General features: G+C 60.6%; 11 protein-coding genes and 1 pseudogene. 8 read left to right on the forward strand and 4 right to left on the reverse strand.

Annotation, left to right across the window (positions count from 1 at the left end):
• Positions 1–10: 10 nt before the first annotated feature.
• Positions 11–2,101: an O-antigen ligase family protein gene (locus NKH19_RS05870; protein WP_352981946.1), complete on the reverse strand. Its 2,091-nt coding sequence runs from the start codon at positions 2,099–2,101 to the stop codon at positions 11–13.
• 241 nt (positions 2,102–2,342) lie between these two features.
• Here NKH19_RS05870 and NKH19_RS05875 point away from each other — a divergent pair.
• Positions 2,343–2,504, forward strand: a pseudogene (locus tag NKH19_RS05875) (L,D-transpeptidase); the annotation flags it as partial.
• 88 nt (positions 2,505–2,592) lie between these two features.
• Here the strand turns inward: NKH19_RS05875 and NKH19_RS05880 are convergent.
• From NKH19_RS05880 to NKH19_RS05890, 3 genes are all read right to left on the reverse strand, one after another.
• Entirely contained in the window at positions 2,593–3,642 is a 1,050-nt protein-coding gene (locus NKH19_RS05880; protein WP_352981947.1) for a TerC family protein, read from the reverse strand.
• Positions 3,643–3,930: 288 nt separating this feature from the next.
• Positions 3,931–5,151: an acetate/propionate family kinase gene (locus NKH19_RS05885; RefSeq protein ID WP_352981948.1), complete on the reverse strand. Its 1,221-nt coding sequence runs from the start codon at positions 5,149–5,151 to the stop codon at positions 3,931–3,933.
• A 50-nt stretch (positions 5,152–5,201) separates the two neighbouring features.
• Complete coding sequence (locus NKH19_RS05890; RefSeq protein WP_352981949.1) at positions 5,202–7,625, reverse strand: phosphoketolase family protein; 2,424 nt, start codon at positions 7,623–7,625, stop codon at positions 5,202–5,204.
• A 465-nt stretch (positions 7,626–8,090) separates the two neighbouring features.
• Between NKH19_RS05890 and NKH19_RS05895 the strand changes: the two genes are divergently transcribed.
• From NKH19_RS05895 to NKH19_RS05925, 7 genes are all read left to right on the forward strand, one after another.
• Positions 8,091–8,468, forward strand: a complete 378-nt coding sequence (locus NKH19_RS05895) for a hypothetical protein (protein ID WP_352981950.1) — start codon at positions 8,091–8,093, stop codon at positions 8,466–8,468.
• Positions 8,469–8,577: 109 nt separating this feature from the next.
• Positions 8,578–9,219 (forward strand): CopM family metallochaperone, encoded by a 642-nt coding sequence (copM, locus tag NKH19_RS05900; RefSeq protein ID WP_352981951.1) that lies wholly within the window; start codon positions 8,578–8,580, stop codon positions 9,217–9,219.
• A gap of 12 nt (positions 9,220–9,231) precedes the next feature.
• Positions 9,232–9,510 (forward strand): DUF5676 family membrane protein, encoded by a 279-nt coding sequence (locus NKH19_RS05905; RefSeq protein WP_352981952.1) that lies wholly within the window; start codon positions 9,232–9,234, stop codon positions 9,508–9,510.
• A 76-nt stretch (positions 9,511–9,586) separates the two neighbouring features.
• Positions 9,587–9,979 carry a hypothetical protein gene (locus NKH19_RS05910; RefSeq protein WP_352981953.1) on the forward strand — a complete coding sequence of 131 codons (393 nt, stop codon included), beginning with the start codon at positions 9,587–9,589 and terminating at the stop codon, positions 9,977–9,979.
• A gap of 19 nt (positions 9,980–9,998) precedes the next feature.
• Positions 9,999–10,304 carry a DUF2933 domain-containing protein gene (locus NKH19_RS05915; protein ID WP_352981954.1) on the forward strand — a complete coding sequence of 102 codons (306 nt, stop codon included), beginning with the start codon at positions 9,999–10,001 and terminating at the stop codon, positions 10,302–10,304.
• Between the two features lie 2 nt (positions 10,305–10,306).
• On the forward strand, positions 10,307–10,975 hold the full coding sequence (locus tag NKH19_RS05920; RefSeq protein WP_352981955.1) for a methyltransferase family protein: 669 nt from the start codon (positions 10,307–10,309) through the stop codon (positions 10,973–10,975).
• Between the two features lie 89 nt (positions 10,976–11,064).
• On the forward strand, positions 11,065–12,495 hold the full coding sequence (locus NKH19_RS05925; RefSeq protein WP_352981956.1) for a multicopper oxidase family protein: 1,431 nt from the start codon (positions 11,065–11,067) through the stop codon (positions 12,493–12,495).
• Positions 12,496–12,513: the final 18 nt, after the last annotated feature.

Below are 12,513 nucleotides of genomic sequence, written 5' to 3' on the forward strand. Positions count from 1 at the left end.
GCCCGTCTGGCTAAAAATAGGTTCGCGGCGCGACAAGGTTGTTCTGCTGGCGAACATAGAAACAATAGAAGCCGAATGCCGCGGCGAACCACATGAAAGCCTCACCCATAGCCAGCCGGTTGTTTGAATTGGTAAGGATGGTTAGGGCGAAGAAGACCAGTGTTGAGATGTAGCAGGACCATGCGGCCGGAGCGATAAGTTTGGCCCGCATGGCCAGCAGAACCTGCCTGGCCGACCAGGTGTAGAGAAAGGCGAAGAACGCCAGTCCGACCACACCATAACGCACGGCAATCTCCAGATAACCGTTGTGGAAGACGTTGAAGATCATGGGATGATAGGTTCTGTGCTCCCATTCGGTCAGCCAGCTGGAACTGGCTCCGAAGATCGGGTGGCGTTTCCAGATCTCGATCGCATCCGCCCACAGCATCAGCCGTTCCTTGGCTGCAAATGGAACCGTATCGCTCGCGATAGCGCGGTCGAAGGCCGGGAGGACGCCATGCCTCAAGACATCCGGAACCAGGGCCTTGGCGAAGATCATGGTGTCGCCGGCGGTGGACGAGAAGATGTTGTGTGTTGCTACAACGCCGGCCGCCACGATCGCCAGCACGCCACCCGAAACCAACAGTTCGCGGCGATGGCCTCTCGCCAGGGTCATGACCGCCAACAAGAGCAGGACCAGCGCAAGCGCAAGCCAGACACCCTTTGACCGCATCCCAATGATGTTGACGAGGGTAAACAGCAGGACGGCTGTCGACAGCGCCCAATGCAGGTTTTTGGTTGCTTTCCTCAGGTCCGTTCTTTGGGCCGTGTATGCCATGAATTGTAGCGTGCAAAGGAAAATGAAACCGGCCGCCACCGACGCGTGGATAGGATTGTTGAAAAGCCGCGGCGCCGGTTGGATACCTTGCAGCATGTCCGAATAGGGGGTGTCCGCCGCCAGGAAGACAAGACTGAGGATCATGAACCAGAGGACGAGCCGCGCGGGCTGCCTGACAAACAGCAGAAACGCGAAGCCGGTCGTCGCGTAGAACAGCGGAAACAGGTAAATGCCTTCGGCGCCACCCAACTGGTGGGTGCCGAAATAGACGATCGCCAGTCGGATGAAGACATAGAGCGACCAACCTATGCACAGACCGCCGACCCAACCGATCAGCGGTTTGCTGTAGGTCCACAGGTCCACCCTGAACCAGCGGACGACTGCGACCAAGGCCAGCGCCAGCCCCGCATAGCGGTAGGTGTCGGCCTCGCGCCAGACCGCGGAGACCAAAGCGAGAATAGCGAATGCCGCAAGCAGCAGAAGCAGGGTGTTGCGCGGCGCGTCGCCCCTGGCGTAGTCCGGGGTTTCTCGCGGCAGAGGGGGCCGCAGCAGGACGTGATGCAGGCGGCGCAGCTCGTCGCTGGCCCGCAACGCCCCGGCGCGTAGCCGGCTCGGCCCGCCAAGCCTTGCGAATTTGTAGCTTCCCGAGGGACCGGCTATGCCGGAATTCTTGCTGCTTGCGGCGAAGCCAAGCACGTTTTGGCGGACCGAATAGACTTTCAGGCCGGTATCCCAAAATCGTTCGAGTGCGACATCCCATGGCATTTTCATTACGGCGAGCGCCGACAACAGTCCCCGCGCCCCCTCCCGCGTAACCAGATAGGCGGCCGCTGAGCCTTGCGGGCCATGCAGCGCGCGACCGATCTCGTCGCCTTCCGTCGTCTCGACAGCGCGCATGAAGAAGCTCATGCGATGGTTGATCAGCTTTATGACGTCGAAATCCGGGACCGCCGCGATGATGGCCTCGATGCGCGGTATGGTGTTTTCGCTGAAGAGGACGTCGTCCTCGACAATCAGGCCATGGGCGCCGCCACCGGCCAGGAACGTTTCCAGCGCTTGGATATGGCTGCGGTAACAGGCATATTCGCCGGGCAGAATGTCGCGCCCGCTTAGCTTGCGCGCGGTTGGAAGATCGATCTCCGTCCATTCCTCTTTAGCGAGGGCGTGGCCGTCGATGGCGGCAATGCGCTGCAAGGTCAGGCCGGCCGCCTCGGCGCTGGCGACCAATTCGCTCCAGCGACCGGTCTCGCGATCGAGGTTGATGGCGAAGATAGGAAGGTTCATTGAAGTTCCATGTTGAGCCGCCACCCCTCTTGGTCGATTCTTCGACGACCTTGTATGGAAAAGAGGGAGATGTTCAATACTATTCAGACCATGTGCAAAGTGACGATCCCCGTTTGCCGCGATTTGCACTGGGAGGCTCGAGCCACTCCAAACCCCTTCGGGCCAAAAGTGTTACCCCATGTCAACCGTAACCCATGTGTCCGGAACGGACCTTAAAGGGATGGCTGGGGTTCTTGGAAGCCTCTACCAGAACGGCGTCGACACCCTCTACCGTATCCATGGCACGTCAGAACCGTGGACGATTGGAACCGAGGCGTCCTCCGGCTGCATCCGCATGCTCAACGAGGATATCATCGACCTTTATGACAGAGCCTCCAATGGCGCCACTGTCGTTGTCCTATAGGATATTCCCGCCCTGGAGAACGAACGGATACCAGCCCGTCGGACGCGAGTCGACACGGACGAGCATGGCAAAAATCCAGCTGATGAAGTCAGAAATCATATCTGTTTCCTTGCTGTTCCTTAGCTAACGGTGTTCGTCGTTGCAGCCCCGGTCGCGCAGACTGTCGCTGCTGATCCCGCGTCTTGACAAGACTCCAGACCACGCCGGCGCCGATGATCGCAAAGGTAATGACGAGCGAGAAGGCGGCCGGGAACTTCTCAAGGCCCAGGAGATCGGCGACGAAGATCTTCGAGCCGATGAAGATCAGAACGATAGCGAGCGCGGGCTTCAGGTAGCGGAAGCGGTGGATCATCGCCGCAAGCGCGAAATAGAGGGCGCGAAGGCCGAGGATCGCAAAGACGTTCGAGGTGTAGACGATGAACGGATCGGTTGTGATCGCGAAAATCGCAGGGACGGAATCCAGGGCGAATATGACGTCGGCCACCTCGACCATCACCAGCGCCATGAAGAGCGGCGTGATGAACCAGCTCGCCTGGCCCGTCCCGGGATTCGTCTTTTTGACGAAAAACCGTTCGCCGTGGTGCTCGTCGGTGATGTTAAAGCGATTGCGCATGAAGCGGAAGAGGACGTTCTTCGACAGGTCGGGTTCTGCCTCCTTGACGATCAGCATCTTGATGCCGGTGATAATCAGGAATGCGGCGAAGATATAAAGAACCCAGGCGAACTCGGCGACCAGCATCGCGCCGACACCGATCATGATGGCCCGCAGCACCAAGACGCCGAGGACGCCCCAGAAGAGCACCCGGTGTTGGTAGATGGGCGGCACGGCAAAGAATGAGAATATCAGGGCAATGACGAAGACATTGTCGAGCGCCAGCGTCTTTTCGACGACGAAGCCTGTCAGATAGGCGAGGCCGGCGTCGGAGCCGAGATACCACCATACCCAGCCACCGAAGGCGAGCCCGAGCGTGACATAGAGGCCGGAAAGCATCACGCTTTCGCCGACGCCGATTTCCTTGTCCTGCCTGTGAAGAATTCCAAGGTCGAACGACAGAATAGCAATGACGAGGACAAAAAAGCTCGACCACATCCACAGCGGCGTTCCTAGCCACTCGACGAACAAAAATGAGAAACTCAAGGGCAATCCCCTGTCGGCACGAGCTGTCAGAAAATCGGTCCGACATCGCAAGAGTGCGAGGCTCTCACCAGAGGGGCCCGGACCAGCGGGTTGGTACCCACTTGGGATTCATTTTCTGGCGATCAAGGGTCCGGCGGGACTTTTATTGGGGCCGTAAGATTTGGCTCGGAGTCCCGCTTAGGCTTCTTCAGGGCGGCTATTTTGGTAGCGTGCCGTTATTGGTCCGGCTGTCTCGTGACGGCGGCTTCGCCCATGGCGGCTTCCGCCACGCCGGAGACTGGAAGCATGTCAATGTCTCCTCCGCGACGGCAGGGTAAAGCTGGGTCTTGCCCGCCTCGGCGAAGGCGCAGAGAGCAGTTGGCTGGCAACGGCTCTCTCTTCATCGGTAGGGATTACAAGAACCTCGACGCGTGAATTGGCAAGGCTGATGATCTCCTCGCCTCTTCTATTCTGGTCATGATCGATACCGACGCCAAGCCAGCCGGCAGCAACTCCGATCTTTTCCCGGATCGATGGCGCGTTTTCACCGATGCCGGCGGTAAACACCACCGTATCAAGCCCTCCAAGGGCAGCGGCCAGCGATCCGATCTCGCGCCCGATGCGATAGACGAATAGATCGACCGCCTCGGCGGCGGCAGGGTCGTCCGAGCCGATGAGCGTCCGCATGTCCCCGGATATTCCCGACACGCCGAGCAGGCCTGACTGCTCGTAAAGCAGTGCGACCAATTCACCGACCGACAGCTTCCTGTCCTGCAGGAGGTGGAGAATGATCCCCGGGTCGAGCGCGCCGCAACGCGTGCTCATGATCAGGCCATCCAGCGTCGAAAACCCCATCGTCGTTGCAATGCTTCGTCCGGCGTCCATGGCGCACACGCTGGCGCCGCTGCCGAGATGGGCGACGATTGCCCGGCCGCCGGCGCCGGCGCCATAGCGGTCGCGCAGCCGCGAGGCGATGTGGCTGTAGGATAAGCCGTGAAAGCCGTAGGAAACGATACCCGCCTCGGTCATCGCACGTGGAATGCCGTAGATCTTCGCAACGCTCGGGCGGGTCGCATGAAACGCTGTGTCGAAGCATCCGACCTGCATGGCTTGCGGGAGGAGGTCGGCAGCCAGTGCCACGATCTCGAGATTGATCCGCTGATGGATCGGCGCCAACGGCTCGAGCCGGGCGAGTGCGTCGAGCGCGGGCGCATCGAGCAGCGTCGCTTCGGTGAAGTCGCGGCCGCCATGAACGATCCTGTGCCCCACGCTGTCGATGCGGCGCAGGAGTTCACGATCGGCCAGGAGGGAGGCTACGGCAGTGAATGCTTCGCCGATATCGATCGGTCCATCGCCCAGGCTCCTGAAGATCTTCGGCCTGTCACCCGCGGCCTCGGCATTCAGTTGCGGATGTCCGCCAAGCGAGGCGATGTTGCCGCGCAGCAGCGGGGGGAGGCCGTCGCGTGCCTCGAAGACAGCGAACTTCAGGCTGGAGGAACCGCCGTTCAGGACGAGGAAAGCGTCAGTCATGGGCCGTCCGATGTGCTGTCAACGCAGTTCGCTGAAGACGGGGCATCGGCTCAAGCCGGGCGGATTTGCACCACATCCAGGTCCTGATCCCACTTCCAGTCAAGTATCTCCGGCATATCCTGCCCATGGGCGCGAATATAGGCTCGATGTTCAAGCAGCTTGCTGTCCATCGCCTGCTTGAGACCGACTTGAACGCCCTTGAGTTCCGGAACGCGTTCAAGCACGCTCTTGACGAGATGGAAACGGTCGAGGCCGTTCAGAACGGTCATGTCGAAGGGCGTCGTCGTCGTGCCCTCTTCTTTATAGCCACGCACGTGGATGTTGTCGTGGTTGGTGCGCCGATAGGTCAGGCGATGAATGGCCCAGGGATAACCATGATAGGCGAAGATGACGGGTTTGTCGGCGGTGAACAATGCGTCGAAATCCCGATCTGGCAGCCCGTGCGGATGATGCTCCTTGGGCTGCAGTGTCATCAAATCGACGACGTTGACCACCCTGATCCTGAGTTCAGGGACGTGATGCCGGAGGATCTGCACGGCCGCAAGCGTTTCGAGGGTCGGAACGTCGCCGGCGCACGCCATGACCACGTCCGGCTCTTCGCCATTCTCGGTCGATGCCCAGTCCCAGATGCCGATCCCTGTCTTGCAATGGACGATGGCCTTGTCCATTGACAGCCACTGCCACGACGGCGGCTTGCCAGCGACGATGATGTTGACGCGGTTCCATGTCTGCAACACGTGATCGGTCACGCAAAGCAAGGTGTTGGCGTCCGGCGGCAGGTAGACGCGCACTATGTCGGCCTTCTTATTGAGGGCGACGTCGATGAAGCCGGGATCCTGGTGGCTAAAGCCATTGTGTTCCTGATGCCAGACATGGCTCGACAGCAGGTAGTTCAGGGAGGCGACCGGCCGCCGCCACGGAATGTGTCGGGAGGCATCCAGCCATTTCGCATGCTGGTTGAACATGGAATCGACGATATGGATGAACGCCTCGTAGCAGGAAAACAGACCGTGCCGCCCGGACAGCAGGTAGCCTTCAAGCCAGCCCTGGCAGGTATGCTCGGAGAGGATTTCCAGAACCCTGCCGTCGCGGCCGAGATGAACGTCTTCGGGCAGGATCTTTTCCATCCAGGCGCGCTCGGTGACTTCGAATACGTCCTGAAGCCGGTTCGAGGCGGTCTCGTCGGGACCAACGATGCGGAAGTTCTTCGCCGCCTGATTCAGTTCCATCACGCCACGCAGGAACTTGCCCATGGCCCGCGTCGACTCCGCTTTCACCGCACCTGGCTGTTCGACCGCAACCGCATGGTCGTGCAGCGCGGGCAGATCGAGGGACTTGCGCAGCAGGCCGCCATTGGCATGCGGGTTGGATCCCATGCGCCGCGTGGCCGCGGGCGTGGTGGCGCGGATCGATGCGATAGCGGCGCCGGCATCGTCGAACAGTTCCTCAGGTCGATAGCTTCTCAGCCACTCCTCAAGCAGCTTCAGATGCGCCGGGTTTTCGGCGAGGCCGGATAAGGGAACCTGGTGCGAGCGCCAGAATCCTTCCGTCTTCAATCCATCCACCTCTTTCGGGCCGGTCCAGCCCTTGGGGCTTCGCAGGATGATCATCGGCCATTTCGGTCTCGGGGCCGATACCTCGGAACCATCGCGCGCCGCACGCTGGATCGCCTGGATGCGGTCCAGCGCATCGTCGAGCGTGGTCGCCATCCGCTCATGCATAAATGCCGGATCATGCCCCTCGACGAACAGCGGTTCATAGCCATAGCCAATGAACAGCGCGCGCAATTCTTCTTCGGGAATGCGGCCCAGGATGGTGGGATTGGCGATCTTGTAGCCGTTCAGGTGCAGGATCGGTAGCACCGCACCATCACGTGCCGGGTTGAGAAACTTGTTCGAATGCCATGCGGTGGCAAGCGGTCCGGTCTCCGCCTCGCCGTCGCCGACGACACAGGCCACGACGAGATCAGGATTGTCGAAGGCAGCACCATAGGCATGAGATAGTGCGTAGCCCAGTTCGCCTCCTTCGTGGATCGAACCCGGCACGTCGGGAGCGGCGTGGCTAGGAATCCCGCCTGGAAATGAAAACTGTCGAAACAGCCTGCGCATTCCCTGCTCGTCCATCGAAATGTCTGGATTTAATTCGCTGTAGGTGCCCTCCAGATAGGTGTTTGCCACCATGGCCGGGCCGCCATGGCCGGGACCGCAGACATAGATGACGTTCGTGTCTCGAAGCCGTATGGCGCGGTTGAGATGGGTATAGATGAAGCTCAGGCCCGGAGACGTTCCCCAGTGACCGAGCAGGCGCGGCTTGACGTGCTCCAGCCGTAGTGGCTCGCGAAGCAGCGGATTGTCGAGCAGGTAAATTTGGCCAATCGTCAAATAGTTGGCGGCGCGCCAATAGGCATCGATGTCACTCAGTTCGTGTTCGGACAACCGGCTGGTGGGGATAGGTATTGTCTTGTGCTGGGTCATGCCTGTCTCTCGTTGCCGGTTGGGAATGCCGCCGGATCGCGACGCGCCCGCGCTTATCGAACCCTAGCGAATGGACGCGTTCGCGCACCATTCAGTCCGTCATTGTTCGGTTGACCTTCTAGATGCTCGATCGTCGGGATTGCGTGCTCCTTCGGTTCCATGGAATCCGAACTTGGGGCCAACCCAACGAGCTTCGCCTGCGTCGCACTCGTAGTCCATTTTCGAACCAAGCGTCGTCCATGACGAAGCGCTCATATGAGGCCGAAATGAATACGAAGGGTCGGCCGGCGATTCTATCCTGACGGGAGTCTCGGTGGAACGCGGCTTTGCCGACATGGTTTCAGCTCCAGTTCATTCCCCAAGGAAGAGCTGGGAAAAGAGGCTCGCTGAAACTAGGCGCTCTCCCAGAGCCGCGGCATTGATTTGCATCAAAGTGGTGGCGCACGGTTGGGCTAGACTGAACGCATGAAAATCGCGTTGGCTCAGCTTCGATTATGGGCGGCCGTGATCCTCCTGATCGCGGGCGGTGCCGTTGCCGCTTCTGCAATTGGCGCCGATGCCGGCGTCACAACTGACGTTGCGACGCTCACGACGAGCGCCTTGCACAAGGTGATGGGTCACATCGCGTTGACAGACCAAGACAACCATCGCGCGCCATGTGATGGCTGCCTGGATTGCGTGCACTCGACCGGCTCCGGCTGTTGTGCTGCAGGCATTTCCGCCGGCGAATGCGGCGTTCTTCACGACGCGCCGGTTGCCGTCCGCTTCATGCCGGGCAAGGCTTTTCAGGCAACGGGCATCGACCCCGAGGCCCTCCTGCGACCTCCCCAGACCTTCGCCTGATATCGCGCCGTCGCGGTGCTCGGGACTGTTGAATCCAGCAGTGCCATCAAGTCCCCATAACGAGCGAACGATCCGCGAAACCACACCGGTAGCGGCGATCCGGGCTGCCTTGCGCATCCTGAATTCGCCTGTCGGTTTTCACATCAACGACAAGGAAACAGCCATGAAAACCCACCTTCGATTGATCACGCTTGCCGTATGCGCAACCCTGTCGGGTGCGGTTTTTGCCCAGACAGATCCGCACCATCCGGCGGCCGACGCATCACAGACCACGACAACGGCACCGGCCGCGGAGGCGATGCCTGGCGGGTCGCCCGAGCAGTGCACGGCAATGATGTCCACGATGCGGAAGATGATGCCCATGATGGAGAAGATGGCTCCCATGATGCAGCAAATGATGCCGATGATGCAGCAGATGATGCCGATGATGCAGGGCGGGATGATGCAGGGTCAGGGCGGCATAACGAACATGCCGATGGACACCGCCAACATGTCAGAGGCCTCCAGAAATTATATGGAGGCGATGAAGCGAATGGACGCGCCGATGATGCAGGGCATCCAGGCCGGCGATCCCGATGTCGCGTTCGTCCAGGCGATGATCCCTCATCACCAGGGCGCCATCGATATGGCACGGGCGGTCCTGCAATTCGGCAAGGATGATCAGGTCAAGGTTTGGGCCAATCAAATCATCACGGCTCAGCAGTCCGAGATCGCCGCCATGCAGGAATGGCTCAAGCAACACGCGAAGTGACAGGAGGAAGATATGGACAAACTCAGTGTCCTGTCCGTCGGCATTGCGCTGGGCGTGACGTTGGCCCTGATGAGCATGCTCTGCGCTTTGGCCGTCGCTGTCTGGCCAGAGGCAACATTCGATTTCTTCGGCGCCATCATGCACGGGCTCGACCTCAGCGCGGTCAGGTCCACGGCGCCGATGAGCCCCGTCCGAGTTCTCTACGGCGTTCTCGGGCTTGGCATCGTCGGGCTGCTGGCGGGTGTCGTTTACGCCTCGATCCACAATGTCGTCGCCACAGGGCGCCGGTAGGCAAGTCAAGGTTCAGCCCATGAAAGCCCCAGTCAATCCATGGACGACGTCGTCCGTCACTCTTGCTCTGGCGGGGATGATCATCGCCGGGATCGGATTGTATTTCATCGCCCTCAGGCCACCCCTGCTGCCCGAGGACGTCCGCTATATCAACCTCTCGGCGGCCGAACTCGAAGCCATCGGTCCACGGCTTGCCATGTGGCTCACCCAGGTTTTCCGGGTGCTCGGCGGCTACGCCTTGGCCACCGGCGTTCTCTTGGTTGCGCTGGCAATCACCGCGTTCCGCGCGCGCCATCCGGTCGCGGTGGCCGGCGCTCTGATCGGAGGAGCGTCGTCCATCGGCTTGATGTCGATGGTCAACTTCACGATCGGCTCCGACTTCAGGTGGCCACTGTTCGCCTGCGCGCTGGTCTGGGCTGTGAGCCTCATCACGTATGGGCTCGAAAGCTCCCGCAACGACAATCGATGACAAATAAGGAACCCATCCCATGAATACCAACAACGTTCACCGCATGTCGGGTCCCCCGACCGGGTCCGAACCAGAACCGGAGGCAGGCGGATTTTGGGCCTCGAAAACCGGCCTGGTCACGATCGCTTTCCTGCTGATCGCCGCGTTTTTCCTTCTCACTGAGCACCGGGCGCATACCTTTGGTGTCCTGCCGTTTCTGTTGCTGCTCGCCTGTCCTCTGCTTCACATGTTTCACCGCGGGCACGGCGGTCACAGCGGTCATCCAAGGCACAAGGAACCCGAGCCGGGCGCGCAAGACAGCAACACCCACCATAAAGGAGTATGACGATGGTCGAGCAATCTCCTGCCTACGGCCTCTGGGGCCTGGTCATAATCAATTCGGCGATTTTCATCCTGTTCGCATTCAGCTTCTTCAAGCCGCGGACCGGCCGCGACTGGCGTTCCTTCGGTGCATTCAGCGCCTTCCTGGTGGCGCTGTTTGCCGAGATGTATGGGTTCCCGTTGACGATCTACTTGTTCTCGGGGTGGCTGCAGTCAGGATACCCCGGCATCGACTGGTTCTCGCATGATGCCGGTCACCTTCCGGAAATGATGTTCGGCTGGCGTCTCAATCCGCATTTCGGCCCGTTTCACGTTCTTAGCTTCATCCTGATCGGCGCCGGTTTCATGCTGATCTCGACCGCGTGGCGAGTGCTTTACGACGCGCAGCATCACAATCGCCTCGCAACGGACGGCCCATATGCTTCCATCCGGCATCCGCAATATGTCGGCTTCGTCCTCGTCATGGCGGGATTCCTCGTGCAATGGCCGACGCTGCTGACGCTGGCGATGTTCCCTATATTGGTCGGCATGTATGCGCGGCTTTCCTTCATCGAAGAGCGTGAAGCGAGAAAGGAATTCGGCGACGCATACGACCGTTACGCGGCCCGTGTGCCCGCCTTCTTTCCGCATGTGACCAGGTTGTTCGGTTCGGCCGGCGGGCGCAGTGCGCCCTGATCGCACCGGCTCATCGCCGACGCGTTTGAACCTGATCTTTATGCGCTGAACGAAACAACGAAACTTCCAATCGAAGCGAGGAAATCATTATGAAACGTCGAGATATCCTGAAGGGCGCGGTGGCAGGCGCCGCAGTTTTTGCAATCCCATCGAGCTTGCTCTCGGCAGCCTCCGCCAGTCAGTCAGACGGCCAGATGCTTGGCATCTCACGCCGCACGATCGAGGTGAACGGCAAAGCTGCAAGCGTCTTCGGCCTGCAAAGGGCCGACGGCGCGCCCGGCCTGCGCTTGCGGGCGGGCGACGCCTTCAACGTGCTGCTTCGAAACGAGACTGCCGAGCCGACGATCATACATTGGCACGGGTTGACGCCGCCGTGGCCGAGCGACGGGGTTGCCGACGCGCCACTGCCGCTCATCGGCGCTCGCGCCGATCGCGGTTTCGATTTTCCGGTCGGCGAGCCCGGCACCTTCTGGATGCACGCCCATACCTTGCAGGAACAATTGCTGCTCGCTGCGCCGCTCATCGTCGCCGATCCCGCCGATGATGCAAAAGACGAGCAGGAGGTTGTCATCCTGCTCCACGATTTCTCGTTCTCATCGCCTCAGGAGCTGCTGGCCGGGCTGCAGAGTAAGAACACCGGCGGCTCCATGCCGATGGACGGAATGGATATGTCGGGAGCGCAAACCGACGCCATGGCAGGGATGAACGATGGCGGCATAATGGCTGATATCAATGACATCGAGTATGACGCCTATCTGGCCAATGACCGGTCCCTGAACGACCCCGAGATAGTCCCGGTCGAACGGGGCGGACGCGTGCGGGTCCGGATCATCAACGGCGCCACGGCGACGGCGTTTACAATCGATTTCGGGGAACTTGAAGGCGAACTGATCGCGGTCGACGGTCAGCCTGTCGAACCGGTCAGGGGCCGGCGGTTTCCGATGACAATGGGGCAGCGCATCGACGTGCGCCTGCAGCTGCCGCGCGACCTCGGCTCCTCCTTTCCGATCCTGGCGCTGCGCGAGGGAAGCAAGGAACGCACCGGAATTGTCCTGCGCCCGGCGGGGGCCGCGGTGGCCAAGCTCGGGACGGCGGCGGATTTCGATGCTCCGGTTCTCGACCTGGCGCTTGAGGCGCAACTTCGGGCAATGTCGCCGTTTGCATCACGCCCTGCCGAAAAGACGTTCGAAATGGCGCTGACCGGCGATATGGCTGCCTATCGCTGGGGACTCGAAATCAGTGCTCCCATCGTTGTGGACAAGGGCGATCGCGTCGAGGTCACGCTGCGCAATGACACCATGATGGCCCACCCAATGCATTTGCACGGCCATCACTTTCAGGTGGTCGCGATTGACGGGCAGCGCTTCCGGGGCGCCGTTCGCGACACCGTGCTGGTGCCGCAGATGCGCTCGATCACCATCGCCGTCGATGCTGTCAATCCCGGCAAATGGGCCTTCCATTGTCACCATCTCTACCACATGGCGAGCGGCATGATGTCGACCTTTGCCTACCGAGGCTGAAACAATTCAGACGGTGCG

The sequence above is a fragment of the Mesorhizobium sp. M1338 genome (assembly GCF_040318045.1).
In the GTDB taxonomy this organism is placed as follows: domain Bacteria; phylum Pseudomonadota; class Alphaproteobacteria; order Rhizobiales; family Rhizobiaceae; genus Mesorhizobium.

What these genes read in the sequence shown, in the direction of transcription:
- NKH19_RS05870 (WP_352981946.1), bottom strand. Translation starts at nt 2,101, where the DNA reads ATGAACCTTCCTATCTTCGCCATCAACCTCGATCGCGAGACCGGTCGC.
- NKH19_RS05925 (WP_352981956.1), top strand. Translation starts at nt 11,065, where the DNA reads ATGAAACGTCGAGATATCCTGAAGGGCGCGGTGGCAGGCGCCGCAGTT.
- NKH19_RS05920 (WP_352981955.1), top strand. Translation starts at nt 10,307, where the DNA reads ATGGTCGAGCAATCTCCTGCCTACGGCCTCTGGGGCCTGGTCATAATC.
- NKH19_RS05895 (WP_352981950.1), top strand. Translation starts at nt 8,091, where the DNA reads ATGAAAATCGCGTTGGCTCAGCTTCGATTATGGGCGGCCGTGATCCTC.
- NKH19_RS05885 (WP_352981948.1), bottom strand. Translation starts at nt 5,151, where the DNA reads ATGACTGACGCTTTCCTCGTCCTGAACGGCGGTTCCTCCAGCCTGAAG.
- NKH19_RS05890 (WP_352981949.1), bottom strand. Translation starts at nt 7,625, where the DNA reads ATGACCCAGCACAAGACAATACCTATCCCCACCAGCCGGTTGTCCGAA.
- NKH19_RS05915 (WP_352981954.1), top strand. Translation starts at nt 9,999, where the DNA reads ATGAATACCAACAACGTTCACCGCATGTCGGGTCCCCCGACCGGGTCC.
- NKH19_RS05905 (WP_352981952.1), top strand. Translation starts at nt 9,232, where the DNA reads ATGGACAAACTCAGTGTCCTGTCCGTCGGCATTGCGCTGGGCGTGACG.
- NKH19_RS05910 (WP_352981953.1), top strand. Translation starts at nt 9,587, where the DNA reads ATGATCATCGCCGGGATCGGATTGTATTTCATCGCCCTCAGGCCACCC.